This window comes from Micromonospora sp. NPDC047730, assembly GCF_043204765.1.
Classification (GTDB): Bacteria; Actinomycetota; Actinomycetes; order Mycobacteriales; family Micromonosporaceae; genus Micromonospora.
The window spans coordinates 215,173-240,898 of record NZ_JBIDCU010000011.1; the positions used below are offsets into that span (position 1 = coordinate 215,173).

The 25,726-nt window shown below is 75.7% G+C and carries 25 protein-coding genes; 10 read left to right on the forward strand and 15 right to left on the reverse strand.

Annotated features, from left to right (window positions below; translation table 11 throughout):
• Positions 1-15: 15 nt before the first annotated feature.
• The 8 genes from ACGF5G_RS24310 to ACGF5G_RS24345 all read right to left on the reverse strand — a co-directional run bounded on the left by ACGF5G_RS24310 (position 16) and on the right by ACGF5G_RS24345 (position 10,737).
• Positions 16-1,152: a glutamate--cysteine ligase gene (locus ACGF5G_RS24310; protein WP_393266479.1), complete on the reverse strand. Its 1,137-nt coding sequence runs from the start codon at positions 1,150-1,152 to the stop codon at positions 16-18.
• 324 nt (positions 1,153-1,476) lie between these two features.
• Positions 1,477-2,688, reverse strand: a complete 1,212-nt coding sequence (locus tag ACGF5G_RS24315) for an RNA polymerase sigma factor (RefSeq protein WP_393266481.1) — start codon at positions 2,686-2,688, stop codon at positions 1,477-1,479.
• Positions 2,689-2,690: 2 nt separating this feature from the next.
• Positions 2,691-3,041 (reverse strand): YciI family protein, encoded by a 351-nt coding sequence (locus ACGF5G_RS24320; protein WP_393266484.1) that lies wholly within the window; start codon positions 3,039-3,041, stop codon positions 2,691-2,693.
• Between the two features lie 190 nt (positions 3,042-3,231).
• Positions 3,232-6,063: a hypothetical protein gene (locus ACGF5G_RS24325; RefSeq protein WP_393266485.1), complete on the reverse strand. Its 2,832-nt coding sequence runs from the start codon at positions 6,061-6,063 to the stop codon at positions 3,232-3,234.
• Entirely contained in the window at positions 6,060-7,172 is a 1,113-nt protein-coding gene (locus ACGF5G_RS24330) for an AAA family ATPase (protein ID WP_393266487.1), read from the reverse strand. The genes ACGF5G_RS24325 and ACGF5G_RS24330 overlap by 4 nt, the downstream gene beginning before the upstream one ends.
• Positions 7,173-7,187: 15 nt before the next feature.
• Entirely contained in the window at positions 7,188-8,828 is a 1,641-nt protein-coding gene (locus tag ACGF5G_RS24335; protein ID WP_393266490.1) for a VWA domain-containing protein, read from the reverse strand.
• Entirely contained in the window at positions 8,825-10,231 is a 1,407-nt protein-coding gene (locus ACGF5G_RS24340) for a hypothetical protein (RefSeq protein WP_393266492.1), read from the reverse strand. The genes ACGF5G_RS24335 and ACGF5G_RS24340 overlap by 4 nt, the downstream gene beginning before the upstream one ends.
• On the reverse strand, positions 10,231-10,737 hold the full coding sequence (locus ACGF5G_RS24345) for a hypothetical protein (RefSeq protein ID WP_393266495.1): 507 nt from the start codon (positions 10,735-10,737) through the stop codon (positions 10,231-10,233). Before ACGF5G_RS24345 ends, ACGF5G_RS24340 begins: the two co-directional genes overlap by 1 nt.
• 273 nt (positions 10,738-11,010) lie before the next feature.
• Here ACGF5G_RS24345 and ACGF5G_RS24350 point away from each other — a divergent pair, with 273 nt between their 5' ends.
• Genes ACGF5G_RS24350 through ACGF5G_RS24360 form a run of 3 tightly spaced genes read left to right on the forward strand, consistent with a single transcriptional unit; the run spans position 11,011 to position 12,566 of the window.
• On the forward strand, positions 11,011-11,382 hold the full coding sequence (locus ACGF5G_RS24350) for a metalloregulator ArsR/SmtB family transcription factor (RefSeq protein WP_357461723.1): 372 nt from the start codon (positions 11,011-11,013) through the stop codon (positions 11,380-11,382).
• A gap of 57 nt (positions 11,383-11,439) precedes the next feature.
• The gene (locus tag ACGF5G_RS24355) at positions 11,440-12,000 is read left to right on the forward strand and encodes an NADAR family protein (protein WP_393266497.1); all 561 of its coding nucleotides are present in this window, start codon (positions 11,440-11,442) and stop codon (positions 11,998-12,000) included.
• A 53-nt stretch (positions 12,001-12,053) separates the two neighbouring features.
• Positions 12,054-12,566, forward strand: a complete 513-nt coding sequence (locus ACGF5G_RS24360) for an NUDIX domain-containing protein (RefSeq protein ID WP_393266500.1) — start codon at positions 12,054-12,056, stop codon at positions 12,564-12,566.
• 131 nt (positions 12,567-12,697) lie between these two features.
• On the opposite strand, the gene ACGF5G_RS24365 is transcribed toward ACGF5G_RS24360, so the two are convergent.
• The 5 genes from ACGF5G_RS24365 to ACGF5G_RS24385 all read right to left on the reverse strand — a co-directional run bounded on the left by ACGF5G_RS24365 (position 12,698) and on the right by ACGF5G_RS24385 (position 18,014).
• Positions 12,698-13,237 (reverse strand): RNA 2'-phosphotransferase, encoded by a 540-nt coding sequence (locus ACGF5G_RS24365; protein ID WP_393266502.1) that lies wholly within the window; start codon positions 13,235-13,237, stop codon positions 12,698-12,700.
• A gap of 61 nt (positions 13,238-13,298) precedes the next feature.
• The gene (locus tag ACGF5G_RS24370) at positions 13,299-14,348 is read right to left on the reverse strand and encodes an aldo/keto reductase (protein ID WP_393266505.1); all 1,050 of its coding nucleotides are present in this window, start codon (positions 14,346-14,348) and stop codon (positions 13,299-13,301) included.
• A 184-nt stretch (positions 14,349-14,532) separates the two neighbouring features.
• Positions 14,533-16,485 carry an ABC transporter ATP-binding protein gene (locus tag ACGF5G_RS24375; RefSeq protein WP_393266608.1) on the reverse strand — a complete coding sequence of 651 codons (1,953 nt, stop codon included), beginning with the start codon at positions 16,483-16,485 and terminating at the stop codon, positions 14,533-14,535.
• A 288-nt stretch (positions 16,486-16,773) separates the two neighbouring features.
• Entirely contained in the window at positions 16,774-17,196 is a 423-nt protein-coding gene (locus tag ACGF5G_RS24380) for a RidA family protein (RefSeq protein WP_393266508.1), read from the reverse strand.
• On the reverse strand, positions 17,193-18,014 hold the full coding sequence (locus ACGF5G_RS24385; protein WP_393266510.1) for an NAD(P)-dependent oxidoreductase: 822 nt from the start codon (positions 18,012-18,014) through the stop codon (positions 17,193-17,195). The genes ACGF5G_RS24380 and ACGF5G_RS24385 overlap by 4 nt, the downstream gene beginning before the upstream one ends.
• A gap of 94 nt (positions 18,015-18,108) precedes the next feature.
• Between ACGF5G_RS24385 and ACGF5G_RS24390 the strand changes: the two genes are divergently transcribed.
• The 3 genes from ACGF5G_RS24390 (at position 18,109) to ACGF5G_RS24400 (ending at position 20,109) form a co-directional block, all read left to right on the forward strand.
• A complete protein-coding gene (locus ACGF5G_RS24390) occupies positions 18,109-19,002 on the forward strand; it encodes a LysR family transcriptional regulator (RefSeq protein ID WP_393266512.1) in 894 nt (297 codons plus the stop codon).
• A 51-nt stretch (positions 19,003-19,053) separates the two neighbouring features.
• Positions 19,054-19,548, forward strand: coding sequence for an SsrA-binding protein SmpB (smpB, locus tag ACGF5G_RS24395; protein WP_393266514.1), 495 nt, complete (start codon positions 19,054-19,056; stop codon positions 19,546-19,548).
• Positions 19,549-19,716: 168 nt separating this feature from the next.
• Complete coding sequence (locus tag ACGF5G_RS24400; RefSeq protein WP_393266516.1) at positions 19,717-20,109, forward strand: SCO5389 family protein; 393 nt, start codon at positions 19,717-19,719, stop codon at positions 20,107-20,109.
• Between the two features lie 89 nt (positions 20,110-20,198).
• On the opposite strand, the gene ACGF5G_RS24405 is transcribed toward ACGF5G_RS24400, so the two are convergent.
• Complete coding sequence (locus ACGF5G_RS24405) at positions 20,199-21,305, reverse strand: hypothetical protein (protein WP_393266519.1); 1,107 nt, start codon at positions 21,303-21,305, stop codon at positions 20,199-20,201.
• Positions 21,197-22,330, reverse strand: coding sequence for a transporter substrate-binding domain-containing protein (locus ACGF5G_RS24410; RefSeq protein WP_393266521.1), 1,134 nt, complete (start codon positions 22,328-22,330; stop codon positions 21,197-21,199). The genes ACGF5G_RS24405 and ACGF5G_RS24410 overlap by 109 nt, the downstream gene beginning before the upstream one ends.
• Positions 22,331-22,544: 214 nt before the next feature.
• Here ACGF5G_RS24410 and ACGF5G_RS24415 point away from each other — a divergent pair, with 214 nt between their 5' ends.
• Genes ACGF5G_RS24415 through ACGF5G_RS24430 form a run of 4 tightly spaced genes read left to right on the forward strand, consistent with a single transcriptional unit; the run spans position 22,545 to position 25,655 of the window.
• A complete protein-coding gene (locus ACGF5G_RS24415; RefSeq protein ID WP_393266523.1) occupies positions 22,545-22,970 on the forward strand; it encodes a molybdopterin-binding protein in 426 nt (141 codons plus the stop codon).
• A 44-nt stretch (positions 22,971-23,014) separates the two neighbouring features.
• On the forward strand, positions 23,015-23,785 hold the full coding sequence (gene modA / locus ACGF5G_RS24420) for a molybdate ABC transporter substrate-binding protein (RefSeq protein ID WP_393266610.1): 771 nt from the start codon (positions 23,015-23,017) through the stop codon (positions 23,783-23,785).
• A complete protein-coding gene (locus ACGF5G_RS24425; protein ID WP_393266526.1) occupies positions 23,782-24,594 on the forward strand; it encodes an ABC transporter permease in 813 nt (270 codons plus the stop codon). Before modA ends, ACGF5G_RS24425 begins: the two co-directional genes overlap by 4 nt.
• Positions 24,591-25,655 (forward strand): ABC transporter ATP-binding protein, encoded by a 1,065-nt coding sequence (locus tag ACGF5G_RS24430; protein ID WP_393266527.1) that lies wholly within the window; start codon positions 24,591-24,593, stop codon positions 25,653-25,655. The genes ACGF5G_RS24425 and ACGF5G_RS24430 overlap by 4 nt, the downstream gene beginning before the upstream one ends.
• Positions 25,656-25,726 lie beyond the last annotated feature (71 nt).

The following is a 25,726-nucleotide window of genomic DNA, read 5'->3' on the forward strand; positions in this document are numbered from 1 at the left end:
CGGGGTCGGGCGGCTTCAGCAGGCGAGGGTCTCGGCGGCCAGGTGGTCCAGGACGGCCCGTACGTCGTTGCCGGTGCGGGCCATCACCCGGCGCTGCCGAGTGGCGCCGTTGCCGTCCCGGCGCACCCGGGCCACCTGGTCGCGTACGTGGTCGAGGTCGCCGTGGCGCGCCAGGGCGGGCGCGACGGTGGCGACGAGTTCGTCGACCAGGTCCCAGGCGGGGCGGGCGTCGCCGGAGCGCAGGTCGATCAGGTCGCCCTCCAGTCCGTCGTGGGCGGCCCGCCAGTGCGCGGCGGAGACCAGGCAGTCCCGGATCCGGGGGGCGGGAACACCGGCGCGGACGTCGTCGGCCAGCGTCGCGACGAGCGCCCGGACCAGGCCGGCGACGAGCACCGTGTCGTCCACGCCCGGGCAGACGTCGCCCACCCGGATCTCGACCGTGGGGTACGCGGTGGAGGGGCGGGCGTACCAGTAGACCATCGCGGCGTCGAGCATGATCCCGGCGCGGATCAGGTCGTCCACGGTCGCGTCGTAGTCGGCGGCCGACTCGAAGTGCGGGGTCGGCCCGATGCTGGGCCAGCGTTCCAGCTGCATCGAGCGCCAGCTGGCGTGCCCGGTGTCGCGGCCGTCGTGCAGCGGCGAGTTGGCGGTGACCGCCTGCACCACCGGCAGCCACGGGCGCAGGTGGTTGCACACCTGGACGGCCAGTTCGCGGTCGGGCAGCCCGACGTGGACGTGGCAGCCGCAGACCGCCGGATCGTGCGCGACCGGGCCGAAGCGGCGGGACATGGCGTGGTAGCGAGGTTTGTCCGGTACCGTCCGGTGCGGCTCGTGCACGGGGGTGGCACCGACCGCGACGAGCCGGGCCCCGGCGGCACGGGCCGCGTCGGCGGCCGAACGGCGCAGCGCCACCAGGTGGGCGCGCAGCTCGGTCAGGTCGGCGGTGACCGGCGTGACCATCTCCACCATGCTGTGCCGGAACTCCTGGCGGCTCTGGTCCCGGGCCGTCCCGGACAGGGCGGCGAGCACCCGGTCGGCGACCGGAAGACTCTCCCCCGTCCGGGGATCGAGCAGCAGGTACTCCTCCTCGACCCCGAGGGTGAGGGCGGCCAGGTCGGGCACCGCGGTGGTGACTGCCGGGCGGTACGTCATGGGCCGTCGAGCGTCCGTTCGTCGGGCGGCGCGCCGGGGCGCCGCGCTGCCGGGAGACCCGCGTTCCCGGCCCCGGGAGCGAGCAAACGCCGGGCACCGCCGCCCGGCCGTCCGGCGGTGCCCGGGGACCGCCGGCGGCCCGCTGCACGCTCCGGCGGCCCCGCAGCGCTGTCCCGGCGGCCCGCAGCACGGCCCGGCGGCCGGGCGGCCCCGCAGCGCTGTCCCGGCGGCCCGCAGCACGGCCCGGCGGCCCGGCGGCCCCGCAGCGCAGCCCCGGCCGCCCGCAGCGCGCTGGCGAGCCGGGGCGACCGCCGTCGGGCGGCGCTATACGCCGGATCGTGCCGCGACCGCCCGCGCGGCCAGGAAGGCGCGTTCGGCCGCGTTGTCCGTCCGCTCCGCAGCCGTCCGGTACGCCTCGGCCGCCTCCCCCGCCCGGCCCAGCCGGCGCAACAGGTCGGCCCGGACGGCGTGGAACGCGTGGTAGCCGGCCAGGTCGAGGCGGTCGACGGCGGCCAGCGCCACCGCCGGCCCGGCCACCTCGGCCAGCGCGACGGCCCGGTTCAGCGCCACCACCGGCCCGGGGGCACACGCGGTGAGCTGGTCGTACAGCATGAGGATCTGGGCCCAGTCGGTGCCGGCGGCGCTGGGCGCGTCGCTGTGCACGGCGGCGATCGCGGCCTGGATCTGGTACGGACCGGGCCGGTCGCGGCGCAGGCACCGGCGGACCAGGGCCTGCCCCTCCGCGACGAGCCCGGCGTCCCACCGGCGGCGGTCCTGCTCGCCCAGCGGGACCAGCACGCCGTCGGCGGTGGTGCGGGCGGGGCGGCGCGCCTCGGTGAGCAGCATCAGCGCCAGCAGCCCCAGCGCCTCCGGCTCGTCCGGCATCAACTCCACCAGCAGCCGGCCCAGCCGGATCGCCTCGGCGCACAGGTCGTCGCGGACCAGCCGGTCGCCGGAGCTGGCGGTGTGCCCCTCGGTGAAGATCAGGTAGAGCACGGCCAGCACGGCGGAGAGCCGGTCCGGCAGGTCGGCGTCCCCCGGCACCCGGTACGGGATGCGGGCGTCGCGGATCTTGGCCTTGGCCCGGACGATCCGCTGGGCCATCGTCGCCTCCGGAACCAGGAAGGCCCGGGCGATCTCGGCGGTGCCCATCCCGCCGAGCAGCCGCAGGGTCAGCGCGACCCGGGCCGCCTGGCCCAACGCCGGGTGGCAGCAGGTGAAGATCAGGCGGAGCCGGTCGTCGCGCACGGGTCCCTCCCCGGCCGGCACGTCGCGGGTGTGCAGCAGGACGGCCTGGGCGTGCCGGTCGGCCCGCGACGCCTCCCGCCGCAGCCGGTCGATCGCCCGGTTCCGGGCGGTCGTGATGATCCAGCCGGCCGGGCTGGGCGGCGGCCCCGTCTCGGGCCACCGCGCCACCGCCACCGTGAATGCCTCCTGCACCGCCTCCTCGGCGAGGTCGAGGTCGCCGAGGAGGCGGACCAGGACGGCGACCGCACGGCCGTACTCCGCGCGGAACGCCGCCTCCACGTCCGACACGCTCAGTCCTCGCCCTGGAAGGGGCGCACCTCGATCGGCAGGGTGGTGGCCAGCGCGTACCGGCGGCCCCACGCCAGCGCGGCGTCCAGGTCGGGCGCCCGGATGACGGTGAAGCCGCCGAGGTACTCCTTGCCCTCGGCGAACGGCCCGTCGGTGACCAGCACGTCGCCGTCGGACGGCCGCAGCACGGTCGCCGTGTCCGGCGCGTGCAGCCCCTGGCCGAAGACCCAGCACCCGGACGCCTCCAGCTCCTCGCGGATCGCGCCCAGCTCGCGCATCACCCCGGCCAGGAACTCCGGGGCCACCAGTTCCTCGCCGCCGGGCTGGTAGATGCTGAGCAGGTACTGCTTCATGGCTTCTCCTCGTGTCGACGGCCGGCGCCACCGCCGGCCTCTCATCCTCCACACGAACGAGGCGAGCCCGGATCGACAACCCGCGCGCGAGATCCGGCGACCGGACCAGCTCGCCGACGCTGGTCCGCGCCCGCGGGCCGACGAGCGCCATCGGCCCGCCGTGCGGGTCGGACGTCCCGCCGGCCCGCCGTCAGCCCGGCTCGCCCGTCAGCAACGCGGCCACGGCGTCGGCGGCCGCCGGATGCGTGGCCAGCAGGGCGGTCAGCCCCGGCGGGGTGGCGGGCGTGGCGGCAGCCTCCTCGCGCCACCCGCCGTCGCAGCCGAGCAGGGCGGCGACGGCGTCGACGGCCTGCGGGTGGCCGGACAGCAGGGTGGCCACCGGGCCGGACGCGACGGCGGGGACCGCCGGCGCCGGCGGGGACGCCGACGCCGACCACGGCGGCACCCAGGCGTCCAGCGCAGGCAGCGACGCGGGGAAGGTACGGCCCGCCTCCCGCACCAGCAGCGGCACCAGTTCCGGGCCGTGGTCGCGCAGGGTGGTGATCAGCGTGGGCAGCCAGGGCAGCAGGACCGGATCGGGCAGCCGGGCGAACGCGGACGACATCACCTCCACGACGAACGGGGCGAGCCCCGGCACCGACTCCAGGGCCTGCACGAAGCCGCTGAGGTACTGCGGGAAGGCGGGCACCACCAGCGGGTTGCCGAGCAGGTCGGCGCACCGCCGGCGCAGCTCGGCCAGGGACAGCAGGCCGAGCTGGTGCCGGGCGACCCAGAGCAGCGCGACCTTGGCCGGCGCCTCCGGGTGGGACTGCGCGACGGCGAGTTCGAGCTGGGACCGGTCGCAGCCCAGGGAAAGCGCCAGGCTCTCCATGCCGAACAGGAAGCCGAGCATGGCGCCGACCTGCCGGACCCCGCTCCCCTCGTCGACGAACGCCGTGGGCAGCAGCGTGCAGTAGTGGGCGTACCCGGTGGTCACGAACGCCTCGCACCAGGCCGGCAGCGGCCCGGTGGCGCGATGGTGGGCCAGCAGCCGCCGGATCCGGCGCAGCACCTCGGGGGCGTCGTCGACGGTGCGTTCGGCGGCGAGCAGTTCCACCGCCCGGTTGCCCAGCTCGTCGACCAGGCGCGGGCTGTCGAGCAGTCGTACGGCGTCCTCGACGGCCTCCAGCGCGACCGAGGCCGTGGCGTCCGGGCCCCGGACGGCGCGCCGCAGCCGCTGCTCCAGCACCTGCTCGACGGTGACGCCCTCGTAGCCCAGCTCGATCAGCGCCCGCTGGTGGCGGCCGAGGGCCAGGTCCCAGCTCTCCTGGATCGAGCGGTGCCCCAACCGGCGCTCGCCCATGATGGGTCGTACCGCGTCGGGGGGCAGCAGGTGTCGCAGCCGCCAGAGCAGGTCGGAGCAGGGCGCCAGCCCGGGGTCGGCGTGCAGGTCCAGCAGCGCCCGCTGGACCGGGCGCTTCTCCAGGTCCAGCCCGAGCGGGGCGAGCCGGTCGTGGACGTCGCGGGCGAGCGGCGGAAGGGCCTCGTAGCCCACCTGGCCGATCCGGTCGCCGCCGAACAGGATCTCGCAGAGCCGGCGGACGTCCCGGCGCCCCGGGACGACGTCCTTCTCGATGCAGGTGACCGCCGCGTCGGCGAAGTCGTACGGCGTGGGGCGGGCCCGGTTGCGCAGGCCGGCGAGGAGGATCGAGGTCTCGAAGACGGCGATGGCGTCGGCGGTGCTGGCCAGGTAGCCGTTGCGCCGGGCCAGCCGGACGATGTCGACGCACCAGCCCCGCAGCTCCGCCTCGTCGAGGCCCTGCACCGCCGGTGGCCGCCCGAGGTAGCCGGAGAGCCGGTCGGCGACCGGGGCGGCGGGCACCGGGACCGGTGCGGCGCGGCGGCGCCCGGCGCGGGTGCGGGTGCCGCGCTGCCCCTCCAGTTGGAACGGCGACAGCCCGGACCGGGCGACCGCCTTCGTCCAGGTCGCCGCGGCGATCGACACCGACCCGGCCGCGAGCCCGAACTGCGCCTCGATGGCGGAGTGGCTGGAGGGGATCAAGCCGTAGTGCCACCGGGTGCCGGTACGTGGGCTGATCTCGAACGGGACGTCGGAACGCAGGCCGAACTGCTCGACCCGGCTGGCGGCGTGGAACGCCCCGCAGACGTGCAGGCACTCCGCCGGATCCGCACCCGAACTGGCCAGGTGCTCCCGGATCCGGGTCCACATGTGGCGTTCCCGGTCCTCGTCGCGGTCGCGCCGGTCCGCCCCGGCCGGGCGCAGCCGCCGGAACAGGCTGCCGATCAGCAGCATCACCTGCCGGTAGGTGTCGTGGTCGGCGTCGGCGAGCGGCTGCTCGACGTACTGGTCCCACCACTCCGACCAGTGCCGCACCTTGCCGTGGTGCAGCAGGTACGCCTCGAGTTCCGCGAAGCGGGGCCGCAGGTCCCCGATCTCGACCCCGACGGCGTCCCCGTGCAGGGCCGCCTCCTCCTCCGCCGGCGCGGTCGGCTCGACGTCCCCGCCCGCCGGGGCATCGTCGGCGGTGCCGGGTGGGCGGGGCAGCCACTGGAAGACGTGGTCGGTGGAGCGGTCCACCAGGACCAGCTCGACCCCGGGCGTCTCCAGCGCGTACGCGATGGCCTGGTATTCGGCGCTGGCCTCGGTGATCGGCGCGACCACGCTGAGCGGCCCCCAGTCGGCCGGGAAGCCCTCCAGCTCGGAGGCGAACGCCTGCACCGCCACCGGGAGGCGGCAGTTGCGCAGCTCGCCCAGCAGCGGCTGGAGGTCCTCGCAGAGCTCCAGGTAGATCACCTTCGGCTGCTTGGCGCGCAGCCGCCGGACCATGGCCAGCGCGGACGCCGGCGAGTGGTGGCAGACCGGGAAGATCTCCAGTTCCTCGCCGAGGGCACGGTCGACGTCGTCGACCATGCCGGCGAGGATGTCGGCGACGGCGCCCGGACTGTCGGCGAAGGCGGTGGCGGCGGCGGTGAGCTGCTGGCGCAGCTCACCGAACGGCCCGGCCTCGGTGGGCGCGGTCACGACAGGGAGGCGATGGCCTGGCGGCCGCCGTCGAGGAAGCCCTCCCAGGGGCCGCCGTCCTGCTTGGCGCGCGGTTCCACCACCCCGTGCAGGTACTTGTTGAGGATCGCCAGGTCCTCCGGGCTGCGCCGGGCCAGGGAGCCGACCAGCGACCCGGCCAGCGTCGCGGCGCGCAGGGTGCGGTCGCCGAAGAACTGGCTGTGCAGGATGGCGTCCTCCAGGACGCCGATCTGCTCGGCGGTGGACAGCGCCGACTCCAGCTTCTCGTCGTCGCTGGTCGCCGAGGAGGCCGCGGCACGCAGGTCGGCGAAGCTCTGCAACAGGATGTCCAGCAGGGTGGGCGGCACGTCGAGCGTGATCTGGTGCCGGCGCAGCAGCTCCTCGGTGCGGAAGCGGACGATCTCCGCCTCGCTGCGCTTGTTGGTCACCACGGGGATCCGGACGAAGTTGAACCGCCGCTTGAGCGCGGACGAGAGGTCGTTCACGCCCCGGTCCCGGCTGTTCGCGGTGGCGATGATCGAGAAGCCGGGCTTGGCGAAGACGATGTTGTCGCGGTCCAGCTCCGGAATGGAGACGTACTTCTCCGACAGGATCGAGATCAGCGCGTCCTGCACGTCGCTGGTGGAGCGGGTCAACTCCTCGAACCGGCCGACCACGCCCTGCTCCATCGCCGTCATGATCGGCGACGGGATCATCGACTCCCGGGACTGCCCCCTGGCGATCACCATCGACACGTTCCACGAGTACTTGATGTGGTCCTCGGTGGTGCCGGCGGTGCCCTGCACCACCAGGGTCGAGTTGCGGCAGACCGCGGCGGCCAGCAGCTCGGCGAGCCAGCTCTTGCCGGTGCCCGGGTCGCCGATCAGCAGCAGGCCCCGGTCCGACGCCAGGGTCACGATGCTCCGTTCGACGAACGTACGGTCGCCGAACCACTTCTGCGGGATCTCCCGGTCGAGCCCGTCGGCCCGCTCCGAGCCGAGGACGAACAGTCGGACCATCCGCGGGCTCAGCCGCCACGAGAACGGCTTCGGGTCGGTGTCGACCGACTCCAGGTAGTCGAGTTCCTCGGCGTACTTGACCTCGGCGGGGGCACGCAGCATCTCGGACATGAGGGGTTCGTTCTCCTAGGTGAGGAAGCTCTTGAGCTCGAAGACGAGTTTGCGGATGTGGCCGGAGATCACCGGCGTGCCCAGGTCCTTGAAGCGTTGCCGGAACCAGGGGTTGACGCTCTGCTGGCCCGAGCTGTTGACCGAGCCGACCGGGATGAACCGCACCCCGGAGCGGTGCACCGCCTCGATGCCGTCGAACAGCGGCTGGGAGCGGTTGAACTCGTAGAAGTCCGAGATCCACACCATGACCGTGTTCCTCGGCTCGACGATCTTGGGGCGGGCCAGCGCCATCGCGACCGGGCCGTCGTTGCCGCCGCCCAGGTTGGTGCGCAGCAGCACCTCGAACGGGTCGTGCACCCACGGCGTCAGGTCCAGCGCCCGCGTGTCGTACGCGATCAGGTGCACGTCCGCCTTGGGCAGCCCGGCGAAGATCGAGGCGAGGATGGTGCAGTTGACCATCGAGTCGACCATAGAGCCCGACTGGTCCACCACCACGATCAGCCGGGCCGGCGTGACCCGGCGGGCCGTCTGCCGGTAGTAGAGCTTGTCGACGTAGAGGCGCTCGTCCTCCGGGCTCCAGTTGGTCAGGTTCTGCCAGATGGTGCGGTCGAGGTCGAGGTTGCGGTACACCCGCTTCGGCGGCACGGACCGGTCGACGACACCGACGCTGGTCTGCGCGACCTGGGTACGCAGCACCTCCGCGACCTCGTCGACGAAGCGGCGGATGAGCGCCTTGGCGTTGGCCAAAGCCACGCCGGAGAGGTTGGCCTTGTCCCGCAGGAGCTGCTCGATCAGCGACATGCTCGGCGTCAGCCGGCTGGCCAGCGCCGGGTCGGCCAGCACCTCCCGCAGGTGCATCCGGCGGACCAGGTCGCCCTCCAGGCCGGCGAGCACCCCGCCGAGGCCGTCGGTGCCGCCCTGCCGGCGCAGCCCCCCGGGCTCCAGGCCGAGCGCCTGCTCGAACCAGCCCGCGTCGGACTGCCACCGGGCCAGTTGACCGGCGTCGACCGCCCCGTGGCCGGTGGCGAACACGTTGAGCAGCAGCTTCGACACCAGCGCGGCGCGGCGCACCTCCGCGGCGCCCGGCCCGGTCGCCGGCCCGTCACCGCCCGATCCCGCACCGCCCGACCCGGCGTCGGCGCCGGACCCGAGGTCGACACCCGATCCGCTGTCGACGCCCGACCCGGTATCGGCGCCGGACCCGAGGTCGACACCCGATCCGCTGTCGACGCCCGACCCGGTATCGGCGCCGGACCCGAGGTCGACGCCCGACCCGGTGCCCGTCGTGGCGCTCGATCCGGTGCCCGTTGTGGCGCTCGATCCGGTGTCGGCGCCGGCCCCGGCGTCCGTGGTGGCGGCGGGGTCGGGCGGGGTGGGCCCACCGCCCGGCGGCGCGCCCGCGCCCGCGTCCTGCTCCGGTTGGAGCAGGCCGCGCAGCTCGGCGGCGAGGGCCGGGAAGCGCTGGACGACGGTGTCCACCGACACCGCCGGGTCCAGCAGGGCGGCCGGCAGGCCGAGGTCGTCGACGACCGCCATGCTGGCCGACTCCAGGGCGGGCTGCTCGTCGGGGTCGAAGAGCCGGGCGAGCAGGCGCCAGTAGAGCACCTGGCGCCGGTTGGCGTCGGCGTGGTCCGCGGGGGCGAGGGAGTCGGTCATCGGCGCAGCAACCGTCCCGCGCGCTCGCGCAGCACCGCCACGGCGTCGCCCGCCTTGGCGTCGGCCTTGGCGGCCTTCGGGTCGGTGACTCCGCACGCCCAGTCGCCGGCGTGCGCGCCGACCGGCTTGCGCTTGACGGTGGCCTGCACCGCCAGCGGCTGGAGCAGCCACCGGCCGTCGTCCCACCGGACCAGGCCGAGGCACGCCGACGAGGCCGCGACCAGGTCGGGCGTGAGCGGGCCGCAGGAGGGCAGCCGGTCGACCGCGACGGCGAGCGGGTGGCCGTCGAGCTCGACGGTGAGCGCGCCGTCGTCGTCGCGCACGGTGTAGCCCTCCAGCAGGACGGGCTCGGCGATCCCGACCGGGTGCCGGTCCAGCGGCGCCGGCGCCGCCGCGACCGCCGCCGGCAGCAGGACCCGCGCGGTGGCGAACGGGTCGGCTGCCTCGCCGGGTCGCGCCCGGTCGTCACGCCAGATCAGATCGGCGCCGCGCAGCGGAAGGCCGCTGACCGTCAGGCCCCGTCGTTCGGCCAGCGCGGCCAACAGCACGGGGTGGGCGTCCAGCAGGCGCCACAGCGCCGGCCCGACGATCGTCTCCACCTTGACCGCCCCGACGGCGGCGCGGACCAGGCGGGGCGTCCCACCATCGGCCGGCTCGAGGATGCCGTGCACCTGTGCCTGCACGGCGGTGTCGTGCTCGTGCACGTCGACACCGAGCACGAGGAGCCGCCCGGACACCTCCTCGACGGCCGGCGGGGCGGCCACGGCCGCCGCGTCCTGGGCGAGCAGCAGGCCCCGCGCCCACAGGTCGGCCCAGCGCCGGACCGGCGGATGCGCCATCGTGGCGACCGGCGCGCAGGCCCGCAGCTCGGCGGCCAGGCCGTCGAGCAGCACCGCCAGCCGACGCAGGCCCGGCTCGGCGAGCGCGGCCTCGATCGGCGTCGCGGCCGCGGCGACGAGCTCGTGGTCGACGCCGCCCCACCCCACGAGCGCCAGCTCGTGCAGCCACGCGCGGACGCCGGCGAGCGGCGGCGGCGCGTCCGCAGCGGGCCCGGGCGGGCCCGGCGCCCAGGGGGCGCGCGCCCGGCCCAGGGCGGTGTCGAGCTGCCCGAGCAGCGCGTCGTGGGCCGCGCCGAGCAGCGCGCACCGGGCACCGGCGAGGGCGACGAGATGGTCCTCGGTCACCGAACCGGCGGTCACCTTGCCGACCGCCTCGGCCACCAGGTCGCCGAGCGGGGTGGGGGCGAGCGCTCCGGCCAGCGCGGCCAGCGCCGCCGCGTCCTCCTCGTCGACCCGGGCGAACCCGCGAACCAGGGCGCCGTCGAGACCGGCGACGAGGTCGAGGGCGTCGGTCAGACCGGTCGGTGCGCCGTCGCGCAGGACGGCGAGCTGCGTGCCGAGCATCAGCGGCCCGCCCCGGTGGCCGGGAACCAGTGCAGCTCGGGCAGGGGTGCCGTGCTGCCGGGGAGTTCCAGATAGGACAGGTGGCGCAGGAAGCGGCTGAACACGACCGCGGCGGGCGTCGGCTCGTGCCGCGCGTCCAGGGCGGCGGTCAGGTCCGCTCCGCTGCTCGCCCCGTCGCCGACCTCGACCCGCAGGTAGCGGGCGACCCGGTCGACGCCGTACTGGAGGACGGCCTCGTCCACGAGGGCGTGCAGGTGCTTGCACAGGGCACCGCGCAGCCCGCCACAGGGGCGGTTGTTGTTGGTGCTGCAGTGGTAGGCGTGGGTGCCGGCCCCGATCGAGGACACGTAGACCCGCTCGACGTCCGACCCGGAGGACACCACGCCCTGCAACCGCCCGTCGGCCAGCTCCACGAAGGGCACCTTGGCCAGCTTGCGGGGCCGTGCGGGCGGCACCACCCGCACGGTGCTGCGCCGTCTCCACGCGGCCAGTTCCGCGTCCGCCACTGTCCGAACCTCCCGTCCGCCGCCGCGCGGCGCCGCCGTGACCACGCCGACACCGGATGGACCCGGCGCCGCCGTCACGACGAGGATCATGGACCACGGGTGCGACATCGTCGCCGGGGGCCGGCGGCCCCAGGGGCGACGACCGCCGGCGCGGGGTGGCGCGGTTGGTCGCGGTCAGGGCAGCCCGGGCGTACGACCTGGGGTCGCGTCTCCGACACCGACCCGCGTTCATCAGGTCTCGCCTAATTAAGTTGAAGTTGATATAAATGACGGGTGCACGCCTTCGATGTGCTCGGCGACCCGGTGCGGCGCCGCATCCTCGAACTGCTCACCGACGGTGAGATGACCGCCGGTGGGCTGTGCGACGTGATCCGGCGCGAGTTCGGGATCTCCCAGCCCGCCGTCTCGCAGCACCTCAAGGTGTTGCGGGACAACGGCTTCGCCACCGTGCGCGCGGAGGGGACCCGACGGCTCTACGCCGTCGACCCCCGGCCCCTGCGGGAGGTCGACCAGTGGCTCGACCACTTCCGTCGGTTCTGGACGCCGCCCCTGCAGGCCCTCGCGACCGAGCTCGCCCGGGGCATGCGCGAACGGCGGCTACGCGGGCGGCCCGGCGACGCGCCCGACGACGACGGCGACCGCTGAGGGCGCCCCGGAGAAACGTGCGGCGTTCTGTCGGAGCCGTCGGGCAGACTCTCCGGCATGTCGCCGCGATCCGTCGCCGCCCTCGTCGCCGCCACGCAGGCCGGCGAGAGGGTCCGCTACCTGCACTTCTGGGGCCACCGGCCGCGCCGCGACGGCGGCGTCGGGCCCGGCTGCCTGAGCCAGTGGTGGCCGGCCCCGTTCCGCGACGGCGGCCGGACGTATGCCACCGCCGAGCACTGGATGATGTGGCACAAGGCGATGCTGTTCGGCGACGCGGACGTCGCCGCTGAGGTCCTGGCGGCCGGGCACCCGCACCGCGCCAAGTCGCTCGGCCGCCGCGTGCGCGGTTTCGACGAGGCGACCTGGGCGGCCCGGCGCTACGACATCGTGGTGGCGGGCAGCGTCGCCAAGTTCGGCCAGCACGACGACCTGCGGGCGTTCCTGCTGGCCACCGGCGAGCGGGTGCTCGTGGAGGCCAGCCCGGTGGACCGCGTCTGGGGCATCGGGCTGGCCGCCGACGATCCGCGCGCGGAGGATCCGCAGGCGTGGCAGGGCGCGAACCTGCTCGGCTTCGCCCTGATGGACGCCCGCGACGCCCTCCGCGCGGGCGGTTCGTGACCGCGGGACCGCTGCCGGGCGGCTCCGGAGCGGGGCGGGTAACGTCCTGCGGCATGACGGCCGCCGCATACTCCCACTGCTCCTTCTGCGGCATGGCCTACCCGGCGGCGGCCGGGTGGCCGCGGGTCTGCGCGGCCTGCGGCGAGACCGTCTGGCGCAACCCGCTGCCCGTCGCGGTGGCGGTGCTGCCGGTCCGCACGGACGCGGGCCTCGGCGTGGTCGTCGTCCGCCGGGACATCGAGCCGGCACGCGGCCTGCTCGCGCTGCCGGGGGGCTTCATCGAGTACGGCGAGGAGTGGCAGGAGGCCCTGGTCCGAGAGCTGTGGGAGGAGACCGGCCTGCGCGCCGACGCCGCCGACGCCCGCCTCTTCGCGGTGCACAGCGCCCCGGCCGGCGGCACGATGATGGTCTTCGGGGAGCTGCCCGAGCAGCGGGCCGAGGCGCTGCCGCCCTCGGCACCCACCGAGGAGGCCACCGAGTGGCTGGTGCTCACCGAGCCGACGGAGTTGGCCTTCTCCACCCACACCCGGGTGCTCGCCGACTTCCTCGCGCAGCGGGCGGCCTGACCCGGGCCGGCACCGCGTTGCCTGCCCCGGTCGGCACCGCACTGCCCTGACCCAGGCCCGGCACCGGCGCGCGGCCTGACCGGGCCCCGTACCGTCCGGCGCCGGTTCGGTCGGGCTCGGGGTGTGGCCGGTCAGACCGCGAGGTAGCGGGCGGGCACCGCGTCGGTGAGCCAGACCCCGTTGGCGCTGCGGTAGAAGGCGTGCCCGTCGCGGGCCATCCCCGCCGCGTCCACCGTCAGGATCACCACGTCTCCCCGCCGGCGGGCGCCCACCTGCCGGGCGGTCGCCACGTCCGGTGACAGGTGGACGTGGTGCCGGCCGCCCCGGTGCAGACCGGTCGCCCGGATGGAGTCGAGGGCGACGCTGCTGGTGCCGTGGTAGAGCCGCGCCGGCGGCGGACACGGCGTGAGCCCCAGGTCGACCGGGATGGAGTGCCCCTGGTTGGCCCGGATCCGCTCGACGCCGTCGGGGCCGCGTTCGACGGCGAAACGCTGCTTGTCGTTGCCGGCGACGACGGCGTCGAGGTCGACGCGGCCGACCCGCAGCGCGGTGAGCAGGTCGTCGACCGGCACCCAGCCGGCCCCGTCGGGCACGAGGCCGAACCGGGCGGGCTGGTGCCGCAACGCCAGGGACATCCGCTTGCTCAGCCCCACCATCGCCCGATGATCCACCCCCGAAGTCTGCCTTCCGGAGCGTGATCCGCGCCAGGCGATTGGGCGGGCAGGCCGGCGGTCAGGCGGCGGGCCGGTCGGCGGTCGGGCGGCGACGGCGGGCCGGGTCGGTGAGCGCCGGCGGGCGCCAGACGCCGTCCGGGGCGTACAGGTCGGTGCCGGGTGGGACGATCTCGTCGATCCGGTCGAGCGTGGCGTCGTCGAGGGTCAGCGCGGCGCTGGCGAGCAGCCCGTCGAGCTGCTCCATCGTCCGCGGCCCGAGGATCGCCGAGGTGACCCCGGGGTGGGCCACGGTGAACGCCACGGCCAGCTCGGGCAGCGAGCAGCCGACGTCCCCGGCCAGCTCGACCAGCCGCTCGACCGCCTGGTACTTGGCGGCGTTGCCGGGGATCGACGGGTCGAACCGGGCCGGAGTGAGCGCGGGTCGGCCGGCGGCCAGGTCGACGGGGCGGCCGTGGCGGTAGCGGCCGGACAGGAAGCCCGAGGCGAGCGGGCTCCAGACGAGCACCCCCATGCCGTACCGCTGGCAGACCGGGAGCACGTCGGCCTCGATGCCCCGGGCCAGGATCGAGTACGGCGGCTGCTCGGTGCGGAACCGGCCGAGGCCGCGCCGCTCGGCGACGTGCTGCGCCTCGACGATCTCCTCGGCCGGGAACGTGGAGCAGCCGAACGCCCGGATCGTGCCGGCCCGGACGAGGTCGCTCAGGACGCCGAGGGTCTCCTCGATGTCCGTGGTGTGGTCGGGGCGGTGCACCTGGTAGAGGTCGATCCAGTCGGTGTCGAGCCGGCGGAGGCTGTCCTCGACGGCCCGCAGGATCCAGCGTCGCGAGTTGCCGCCCCGGTTGCGCCCCTCCCCCATCGGGAAGTGCACCTTGGTGGCGAGCACGACGTCGTCCCGGCGGCCTCGCAGCGCCCGGCCGACGATGCGTTCGCTCTCGCCGGCCGAGTACATGTCGGCGGTGTCGACCAGGTTGACGCCGCGGTCGAGGGCGGCGTGGATGATCCGGACGCAGTCGTCGTGGTCGGGATTGCCGACCGCGCCGAACATCATCGTGCCGAGGGCGTGGACGCTCACCTCGATGCCGGTGCCGCCCAGGACGCGGTAACGCATGCTCGTGCTCCTCGTGTCGCCGCGCCCGGCGTGGGTCCGCCGGGCGTCCGGGCCACGCTAGGAATTCGAGTGCGCTGGAAGTCAACACGGGAGCCACCCGGACCGCCGGTCGGTCTCCGGTGCGCCGCGCCGCCGACGTCGGTCCGCCGGCCGGCGGACCGTACGGCCACGGCGGGGCGGCCGGTCAGCGGGGCAGGCCGTCGTCGGCCGCCGGGGAACGGGCGAGGTAGCCGCTGGCCTGCAGGTCGAACAGCTCCCGGTAGAGGCCGTCGGCCGACATCAACTCGTCGTGGGTGCCCTGCTGGACGAGCCGGCCCCGCTCCATCACGAAGATCTGGTCGGCGTGCCGGACGTTGGCCAGCCGGTGGGTGATCAGCACGACGGCCCGGTCGGGACGGCGACGCAGGTGTTGGAAGAGCGCGTGCTCGGCCCGCGCGTCCAGGGCGGCCGACGGCTCGTCGCAGATCAACAGGGCGGCGTGCCGGTAGAGGCCCCGCGCGGCGACGAGCCGCTGCCACTGCCCGCCGGAGAGGTCCTGTCCGTCCTTGAACTCGCGGTCGAGCAGGGTGTCGTACCCGAAGGGCAGGCCCGCGATCATGTCGTGCGCGGCCGCCGCCCGCGCGGCGTCGTGCACGCTGGGCCCCGGCCGCTCGGGCGCCCGGTCGTGCCGGCCGATGCGGATGTTCTGCCGGGCGGTGAACGGGAACTTCCACCAGTCCTGCGTCATCACCGCCACGTGTCCGCCCGTGGCCCGCGGATCCAGCTCGCGGGCGTCGACCCCGTCCCAGCGGACCGCGCCGCCGGTCGGCCGGTAGAGCCCGGCGATGAGCTTGGCCAGGGTCGTCTTGCCGGAGCCGTTCTCGCCAACCAGGGCGACCACCTGGCCGCGCCGCACGGTGAGGCTGACCTCGTCGACGGCCGGCCGCTCGGTGTCCGGGTAGCGCAGGCTGACGCGGTCCAACTCGACCGCGTCGAACCCGTCCACCGCCCGCCCGCCGCCGGCCGGGACCCGCGCCCCGGCCCGGTCGAGGAAGTCGCGGTAGTCCTGGTAGTAGAGGGCGTCCTCGTAGAGCGAGTTCGTGGCGAGGACCGCGACGTTGAGGCTCGTGCGGGCGGACTGGAGGGCGAACAGTGCGGTCGCGGCGGCGGCGAGCGCGACCATGCCGTTCAGCAGCAGCGCGGCGAGGACCGCGTAGACGCCGAAGGTGGCGAGGCCCGCGGCGGTCGCGCCGGCCACCCGGGTGGTGGTCTGCGCCCGGACGAGCCGCAGGTGGGCGCGGGTCTCGACGGTCATCATGGCGCGGTACTCGGCGAGCAGGAAGTCGCGCATCTGGTAGGACCGGACCTCGGCGGCCGTGTGCCGGTTGGCCATCAGCTGGGCCAGCATCCGCATCCGCCGCTGCCGGGTGATCCTGGCCAGCATGGCCAGATACTGCCGGCGGGCGATCCGGACGGCGGTGGCCGCCTGCGGCACCGCCGCGAGGAGCAGGCAGGGCAGCAGCACCGGCTGGATCACCGTCACCGCCACCGCGGTGGCGAGCATCCCCACCACCCCGGTGACCAGGTTGACGGTGTGGTCGACGATGTAGGCCGCCTCGCCCATGCCCCGGTCCCGGGCCCGGTCCATCTCCTCGGCGAACCCGGCGTCGTCGAACGCGGCCAGGTCGACCGCCGTGGTGGCCTCGAAGAGCCGCAGCTCGACCTCGTAGTTGATCTGGGGCGTCAGCCGGGCCTGCGCCCAGCCGGCCGCGATCGTCAGCCCGCCCCGCGCCGCCACGGCCGCCGCCGCCAGGGTCAGCGCCGGCAGCGCGGCGCGGACGCGGTCCGGGGTGGGCCCGGCGGTGAACAGCTCGCGCAGGACGCTGGTCGTGGCGAGCAGCCCGAAGGTGGTCATCACCCCGGCGGCGACGTTCAGGCCGATCGAGGCGACGGTGTCCCGGCGGCTGGTGGACCAGGCCAGCGCGACCGCCTCCCGGACCAGCCGGGGCAGTCGGCGGGCGACCGCCCAGAAGCTGGTGTGGGCGAACTCCCGCGCGTGGTGCATCCAGTCCGCGTCCTCCAGCTCCGGCAGCAGCGCGGTGGCGGAGGCGTCGTCGGGGTGGTCGTCCTCCCCGGACGGCTGGCGCTGGCGGGTCATCGACTCCACGGACGCTCCTCGGGCGGCGGGGCTGACCGGATGCCCCCGCCGGGCGGGGTGGCCGTGACGCGTCCGACCGGCGAGGACCGCCCGAGACTACTGGCTGCGATCGCACGATGTCTCCACGTGTTCGGCGTGTCGAACGAGCGTGCTAACGGCGTGTCGCGGGGCCGGCCCGCGCCACCGCCCGGCTGGTCCGGCGACGCCCGGCCCCTACGGTCGGCCCCGGGTGCCCGCGACCACGCACGCCGGCCCGGCCACCGCCGGAGGTGACCGGGCCGGCATGGATCAGGCCGCGGCGCCCGGGCCGCTGACGGCGGCCGTGATCTCCACCTCGATCAACGCGCCCGGCAGGAAGAGGCGGTTCACCTCCACCGTCGTGCTGGCGGGCGGGGGCGTGGCGGTGAAGAGCCGACGCCGGACCGAGGCGTACCCGGGCAGGTCGCCGAGGTCGGTCAGGAACGTCCGGATGTGCAGCACGTCCGCCAGTCCCGCGCCGTGGGCCGACAGCACGCCGCCGACGATCTCGAAGATCCGTTCGGACTGCGCGACGATGTCGCCCGGCCCGACCAGGTGGCCGGCGTCGTCGACGGCGACCTGGCCGGCGAGCACCAGCAGGGCGCCGCCGGGCAGGTCGAGGCGGGCCACGTGGGCGAACCGGTCGCCGAACGGCGCCGCGACGGCGGGCGGGTTGTCGAGGGTGAGGTTCAAGAGCGCTCCAGGCTGACGAGGGTGGCGATGTCGGTGGTCGGGTCGGGGGCGGCGTCGAGCACGGTGCGGGTCGCCCGGACCAGCGGGGCCGCGGTGGCGCCGAGCGCGGCACGGGCCAGGTCGAGGTCCTTGCGGGCGAGGGCGACCGGGAAGTCGGCGTCGCGGGCGGCGGCCCGCCCGAGCACGCCGCCGAGCGGACCGCCGGCCAGCGCGTCGAGGGCCGCGGCCGGGTCGACGCCGACGGCGCGGGCGACCGCGAGGGTGTCGGCCAGCCCGCCGAGGGCCACGAGCAGCGCCGTGTTGAGCACGAGCTTCAGCGCGGCCCCGCTGCCGGTGCCGCCGCAGTGGCGTACGGCGCCGAGCGCCGCCAGGACGGGGGCGACCCGGGCGACGGCGGCGTCAGTGCCGCCGGCGAGCACCCGCAGCCGGCCGGCGCGGGCGGCGGCCACGCTCCCGCCCACCGGGGCGTCGACGAGGTCGACGATGGCGGGCAGCCGCGTCGCCAGGTCGTGCACGGCGGCCGGGCCGATGGTGGACATCTCGACCAGGCAGGCGCCCGGTGGCAGGGCCGGGACGGCCCCGTCCGGCCCGAACAGCACCGCCTCGACGGCGGCGGCGTCGGTGAGCATCGTGATGGCGACCTCGGCGTCGTGGGCGGCCCCGGCCGGCGTCCGGGCCACGTCCGCGCCGGCCTGCCCGAGCGGGGCGGCGCGGGCGGCGGTGCGGTTCCACACCGTCACCTGGTGGCCGGCGTCGAGCAGGCGCAGGGCGATCGACGCCCCCATCCGCCCGGTGCCGAGTACGGCGATCTTCGTCATGCGGGAAACCGTAGGCAGCGCGCTGCCATGCGACCAACGAATCTTTCCGATGGCCGCCATGCGGGTGGTGCATGGGTTCGCGTACGCTCGCGGGATGCAGCCGCTGGCCCTGGAGGTGTTCCGGACGGTGGCCCGGCACGGCTCGATCACGGCCGCCGCCCGCGAGCTGCGCTACACGCAGTCGGCGGTCTCCCGGCAGGTCGCCGCGCTGGAGGCCGACCTCGGCGTGGCGCTGTTCGACCGCCTTCCGCGCGGCGTCGCGCTGACCGAGCCGGGGCGGTGCCTGCTGCCGCACGCCGACGCGGTGCTGGAGCGGCTGGCCACCGCGCACCGGGACCTCAACGCGCTGCGCGGGCTGGGTGGCGGCCGGCTGCGGGTGGGCGCGTTCCCGACCGCGATGGCGGCCCTCGTGCCGCGCGCGCTGGCCGGATTCCGGGAGGCACACCCGCGGGTGGCCCTGTCGGTGGTGGAGGGGCGGACGCCGGACCTGCTGGAGCTGCTGCTCGCCGGCGACGCCGACGTCGCCGTGGTGAGCGCGCCGCCCGACCGCCCGCTGGACCCCGGGCGCTTCGACCTGCACCACCTGCTCGACGAGCGCCTGCTGGTCGCGGTCGCCCGGCAGCACCGGCTGGCCCGGCGCCGCACGGTGCGCCTGGCGGAGCTGGCCGACGACCCGTTCGTCGCCGGGTCGCCCGGCGGCGAGGACCCGTTGATGCGCGCCACCATGCCGCCCGACTTCCGGCCCCGGGTGGACATCGTCGCCGCCGACTGGACCGGCAAGCTGGGCTGCGTGGCGGCCGGTCTCGGGGTCGCGCTGGTGCCGGCGCTGGCGGTCCGGGCCGCCCCTGCCGACCTGGCCCTGCTGCGCCTGCACGCCGACGACGCGCCGGCCCGCCGGGTGTACGCGGCCACCGCCGCCGGGCGGCACCACCCGCCCGCGGTCGCCCGCCTGCTCGCCGGCCTGGCCGGGGAGGCCCGCCGGCTTTGAACGAAACACCGGGCCCGTCGCCCGGGGCGCCGGGCGGATATCCTCCACCGGGTGAACGCGGGCCGGCAGACCGAGCGCACGCTGATCGCCTCGAACAAGAAGGCGCGGCACGACTACACGATCCTGAAGACCTACGAGGCGGGCATCGTGCTGGCCGGCACGGAGGTCAAGTCGCTGCGCGAGGGCCGGGCGTCGCTGGTCGACGCGTTCGCCCAGGAACACGACGGCGAGCTCATGCTGCACGGCCTGCACATCGCCGAGTACGGCTTCGGCAGCTGGACCAACCACGCGCCCCGACGGACCCGCAAGCTGCTGCTGCGCCGGGTGGAGATCGCCCGGATCCTGGAGAAGACCCGCGAGGGCGGGCTGACCCTGGCGCCGCTGTCGATGTACTTCGCGGGCGGCTGGGCGAAGGTCGAACTCGCCCTGGCCAAGGGCCGGAAGTCGTACGACAAGCGGCAGGCGCTGGCCGCGCGGGACGCCGACCGGGAGATCGCCCGCGAGCTGGGCCGCCGCCTCAAGGGCCGCACCACCCGGCGGGGCTGACCGCCGGCCACCACCTCTTTCCTGGTTCACCGCCTGCGGTGGCGCCACGTCACGCTGCGTCGCCGCGGCGCGCCTGTCGGTGCTTGACGGGGCGTCGCCGCCCGTGGTCTGCTCGACGCGAGTCGGTAATGGCAATCGTAGTCATTATCAGTGAGCCCGAGGAGAAGCATGTCTCTCACCGTCTCCCCCGCCCTGCTCGACGCCGCCGAGCGCGGCCCCGTCGACGACACCGAGTTCATCGCCTGCGTCCGCGACTCGCTGCCGTACGCCTGGCAGACCGTCAGCCGGGTGGTCGCCGAGCTGGAGTCCACCGGCACGGACCACGCCGACAACGTGATCCCGCCGCCCGGCGACGCCGAGCGCGGCCAACTGCTGCGGGCGCTCGCCAGCGACGCCATCCGGGCCGGGCTGGAGCGGCACTTCCAGGTGAAGCTCGCGTTCCAGAACTGCCACCGGGTCGCCGCGTTCCGCCCGGCCGCCGTCGACTCCGACGCCTACCGGCGGTTCGTCTCCGCCCGGGGCCAGCTGCTCAACCAGTCCCCCGAGCTGCGCAACTGCTGACCCGCCCGGTCGCGCGACCGCGGGCGGGACGGGACGCCGTTCCGCCCGCCGGTCGACGGACCGGCCGCGGACACGCGGCCCGCGTCGGGTCAGCGGGGGCCCGGGGAGGGCGGCGCGGGCGGGGCGGCGGGACCGGGGGCCGGCAGGCGGCCGAGGCAGCGCGGGTCCGGCCGGCCCACCGGCTGCCGGGGGATCATCCAGTCCAGCGCCGTCTCCTCCACCGGCCAGCCGTACACGTCGACCCGGCTGACCGGGATCCGCCCGGGATCGGGGCAGAGCCGCTGGCCGCGTACCAGGTCGTTGGGCAGGAAGCGCACCTCGCCCCGAGCGTTGAGCACGATCGTCATCCGGTCGGTGACGGTGACCGCCTGGCCGCGTACCACCTCCCGGGCCGGGCCCGACTCGGCGCCGACCTCCACGGCGACGGCGGGCAGCAGCGGGACCCGCAGGAAGACCACCCCCATCACCAGCGGCACCACCGCCGCCACCGCGTACGCCAGGGTGCGGGTCAGCGCCGGGGCGACCGGGCGCGGCACCGGGCCGGTGAGCACCGCCGCCCCCAGCGGCGGCACGACCAGCAGCAGGGCCGTGGCCAGCTCCCCGTGCCGGGCGGCGGCCAGGACGGCCGGCGCCAGGCACGCGTAGCTCGCGGCCCCCGCGACGACGGGCAGCAGCAGGCCGGTGACCAGGAGCCGGCGGGGCCGGTCCGGGTGGCGCAGCCGGGTCCGCAGCGCCAGCAGCCAGAGGGCGAGCATCAACAGCAGCGGCAGGAACCGCAACTGCCAGGTGAGGGCCGCCAGCGCGATCGCCGCCACCAGGACCCAGCCGGGGGTACGCACGGTGCCGTAGGCGAGCAGCGAGCGTTCGGGGTCGAACCGGTCAGGCGCGCTGACCTGGAGCAGCCGGCCGAGGACGGCCAGCACCAGCACGACGAGCGGAAACGCCCACACCAGCGCGATCAGCAGGGCGCTGAGCAGCCCGAGCGGGCTGACGTACTGCACCAGCAGCAGCATCGTCGGCATGTCCTGCCGGCTGAGCCGCCACAGCCGCAGCACGAGCAGCAGCACCGGGAACGCGGGCAGCAGCGTCAGCAGCCACTGCTGCGCCTGTTGCGCCTGCTTCGTGCCCGGGCGGCGGTCCGGACGCCCGACGGCGGCCGGCTCGGAGACGGCAGCGCCCATCTCTCCCACGGCCACTGCCGCACCTCCACCTTCTCCTCGGGCTCCGGCTGCCGGCCGACCGCCACCTGCTGCGGGTTGCTGTACTGCTGCTCCGAGGCCAGATAGCGGTCGAACGCCGCCTTCCACCGGTCGCCGTCCGGGCCCTTCGCCGACTGGTAGAGGGAGAGGTTGACGAGGTCCCGCATCGCCGGGTTGGGCCCCGTGTTCACCCCCCACTTCTCCGCCGCGTCCGCGCCGATGTCCCAGTGCCGCAACTCCGTACGCCGCAGCAGCTTCGTCGCCGGCGGCAGCTCGCCGGGCGGACGCGGGCCCACGAAGCCGGCCAGGATCGCCGCGTCGGTGGTGACGGCGTCGACCTCGCCGTCGTAGAGCGCCTGGACGCACTGGCTGATCCGGTTGCGACCGATCGGGTTCGCGCCCGCCTCGCGCAGGCGCTGCTCCGAGGTGGACGTCCCCAGCGTGCAGACCTTCGCCTTGTCGAGGTCCCGCAGGCTGGCGACCTGCCGGCGGTCGGACGCCCGCGTCAGCACCGACTGCTCGGTCTCCAGGTAGGGGAAGGAGAAGACCACGCCCTGGTCCCGGCGCTCCTCGGTGATGCTGTAGGAGGCGATGACCAGGTCGACCGTGACGAAGCTGCCGTCGGTGTCGCGGGCCTGCCGTCGGGCCCGGTCCTCGCTCTCGATCGGCAGCAGCGTCACCTCCGGCGCGTCGAAGCCCAGGTCCTCGGCGATCATGTAGGCGATGTCGATGTCGAAGCCCTCGAACGCGCCGTTCTCCAGTTTCTGCGCCACCCCGGGCTGGTCGTCCTTCACCCCGATGAGCAGCCTGTCGCGGTTGGTCAGCCCGGCCCGCTCGCGCAGCTCGTCCCAGGTGGGCGGGCCGCTGGCGACGATCACCCGCACCGCGGCGACCGCGACCACCACCAGCAGGAGCAGCAGCGCCGCCAGGCGCACCTGCCGGGACCGCGACACGCCACCGGACGCCGCCGCCACGGCCGGCAGCCCCGGCGAGTCGCCGCCGGTCTCCTTGTCCTGACCCAACTCGGCCTCCCGGTCGCCGCCCGCGCGAGCCCTCCATTGTGGTCCACGCCGCACCGCCGCGACAGTACGGAAAGCGACCGACACCGCCCGTGTCGACGCCCCGGGTGATGCGTGCCGCCTCTCGCGAACGCCAGGGCCAGCCGCCCAGGAGGCGGCAATCGCGAGGGCAGAGGGGGCCAACTCATCGCATCTGCCGGATGGTTAGGATGGGCCGGTGACGACGTTCCGCATCGGCGAGGCGGCCGAGCTGCTCGGGGTCAGCGCCGACACCGTGCGCCGGTGGGTGGACGCCGGCCGGCTCACCGCCGGCCGCGACGAGCACGGGCACCGGGTGATCGACGGGGTCGACCTCGCCGCGTTCGCGCGTGGGCAGGCCGCCGACCCCGACGAGCGGTCGGACTCCTCCTCGGCCCGCAACCGGCTGCGCGGCATCGTGGTCAACGTCGTCAAGGACACCGTCATGGCGCAGGTCGACATCCAGGCCGGGCCGTTCCGGATCGTCTCGCTGATGAGCCGGGAGGCCGTCGACGAGCTGGACCTGCGGGTCGGCTCGCTGGCCGTCGCGGTGATCAAGTCGACCACGGTGGTGGTGGAACGGGCCACCACCCCGGCCAGCAGCAAGGGAAGGCAGACATCGTGACGGCGACACCTCGGCCACGGCCCGGACGCCCGGGCCGGCGCTGGCTGCGTACGGTGGCGGCGGTGCTCGCCCTCGCGGGCCTGGCGGGCTGCGGCGGCGAGGGCTCGGCCGCCGGGGGCCCGGCCGGCGGCACGGGCGTCGGCGGCACGGTGACGGTGTTCGCCGCGGCCTCGCTGACCGAGTCGTTCACCCGGCTCGGCCGGGACTTCGAGGCGGCCCACCCGGGCACCACCGTGGTCTTCAACTTCGCCGGCAGCTCGGCGCTGGCCGCCCAGATCAACCAGGGCGCGCCCGCCGACGTGTTCGCCTCGGCGGCGACGCGGAACATGGCCACGGTCACCGAGGCCGGCAACGCCGACGGCGACCCCGCCGTCTTCGCCCGCAACCAGCTCGTCGTCGCCGTGCCGAAGGGCAACCCGCGCGGCGTGACCGGGCTGGCCGACCTGACCCGCCCCGGGCTGACCGTCGCGCTCTGCGCCGAGCAGGTGCCCTGCGGCGCGGCGGCGCGCACGGCGCTCGACGCCGCCTCGGTCAGCCTCACCCCGGTCACCCTGGAGCAGGACGTCCGGGGCGCGCTGTCGAAGGTGCGCCTCGGCGAGGTCGACGCGGCCCTCGTCTACCGCACGGACGCGCTGGCCGCCGCGGCCGACGTGACCGCCGTCGAGTTCCCCGAGTCCGCCCGCGCCGTCAACGACTACCCGATCGTGGCGCTGCGGGACGCGCCCAACCGGGACGGCGGGCGGGCCTTCGTCGCGTACGTCCGCTCGGAGCGAGGGCGGACGGTGCTCACCGAGGCCGGCTTCCAGGCGCCGTGAGGCGGACCGACGGCGTGCGGCGACGGCGGGGCACCGGGGTGCCGGTCGCGTTGCTGCTGCCGGCCGTGCTCGGCCTGGCGTTCCTCGTCCTGCCCCTGGTCGGGCTGCTGGCCCGTACGCCGTGGGCCACCCTGCCGCAGCGGCTCACCGAGCCGGGCGTGCTCACCGCGCTGCGGCTGTCCCTGCTGACCGCCACCCTCGCCACCCTGCTCTGCCTGCTGCTCGGGGTGCCGCTGGCGTGGCTGCTGGCCCGCGTCGAGTTTCCCGGCCGCCGCCTGGTACGCGCCCTCGTCACCGTGCCGCTGGTGCTGCCGCCCGTGGTCGGCGGGGTGGCGCTGCTGCTGGTCTTCGGCCGGCGGGGGCTGCTCGGCGGCTGGCTCGACGCGACCTTCGGGATCACCCTGCCGTTCACCACCGCCGGCGTCGTGCTGGCCGAGGCGTTCGTCGCGATGCCGTTCCTCGTCATCGCCGTCGAGGGCGCGCTGCGCGGCGCGGACCGCCGGTACGAGGAGGCGGCGGCGACCCTCGGCGCGGGCCGGTGGACGACGTTCACCCACGTCACCCTGCCCCTGGTGGCCCCCGGCCTGGCGGCCGGGGCGGTGCTGTGCTGGGCCCGGGCGCTCGGCGAGTTCGGCGCCACCATCACCTTCGCGGGCAACTATCCCGGCCGGACGCAGACCATGCCGCTGGCGGTCTACCTGGCGCTGGAGACGGACGTGCAGGCCGCCGTGGTGCTCAGCCTCGTCCTGCTCACCGTCTCGGTGGCCATCCTGGCCGGGCTGCGCGACCGCTGGATCACCAGCCCGTGAGCGCGCCCCTGCTCGACGCCCACCTCGTCGTGGACCGGGGCGGATTCCGCCTCGACGTGCCGTTGCGGGTCGCCGCCGGCGAGGTCGTCGCGCTGCTCGGCCCCAACGGCGCGGGCAAGACCACCGCGCTGCGGGCCCTCGCGGGCCTGCTCCCCCTGACCGCCGGCCACCTCACCCTCGACGGCGTCGACCTGGACCGGCCGGCACGGCGCGCCTGGACGCCGACGGAGCGCCGACCCGTCGGCGTGGTGTTCCAGGACTACCTGCTCTTCCCGCACCTCACGGCCCTGGACAACGTGGCGTTCGGGCCGCGGCGGCACGGCGCCGACCGGCGCACCGCCCGGGAGACCGCCCGCGCCTGGCTGGACCGGGTCGGCCTGGCCGAGCACGCCCACCGCCGGCCCCGGCAGCTCTCCGGCGGGCAGGCGCAGCGGGTGGCGCTGGCCCGCGCGCTCGCCGTCGCGCCGGCGCTGCTGCTGCTGGACGAGCCGCTCGCCGCCCTCGACGCACGCACCAGGCTGGACACCCGGGCCGAGCTGCACCGGCACCTCGCCGCGCACCCGGGGGCCACCCTGCTGGTGACCCACGATCCGCTGGACGCCCTGGTGCTGGCCGACCGGCTGGTGATCGTCGAGGAGGGACGGGTGGTGCAGGAGGGGGACGCCGCGACGGTCACCGCGCGGCCCCGCACCGACTACGTGGCCCGGCTGGTCGGGCTGAACCTGCACCGGGGCCGCGCCGACGGGCACCGCGTCCGGGTCGCCGACGGGCTGACCCTCACCGTCGCCGACCGGATCGTCGGGGACGCGTTCGTCGCCTTCCGGCCGTCGGCGGTGGCCCTGCACCCGTCCCGGCCGGAGGGCAGCCCGCGCAACACCTGGGCGGCGACGGTGGCCGGGGTGCAGCGGCACGGAGACAACCTGCGGGTGCGGCTCGACGGGCCGGTCGAGGTGGCAGCGGACGTCACTCCGGCCGCCGCCGCCCAGCTCCGGCTGGCTCCGGGGCAGCCGGTCTGGGCCGCCGTCAAGGCGGCGGAGACCCACGCGTACCCGGCCGTCTGACGACGCCAGCGGGACACGGCGCCGCCGCGCGTCACGGCGGCGCTGGCGTCACGGTACGGTGCCGCCAGTTG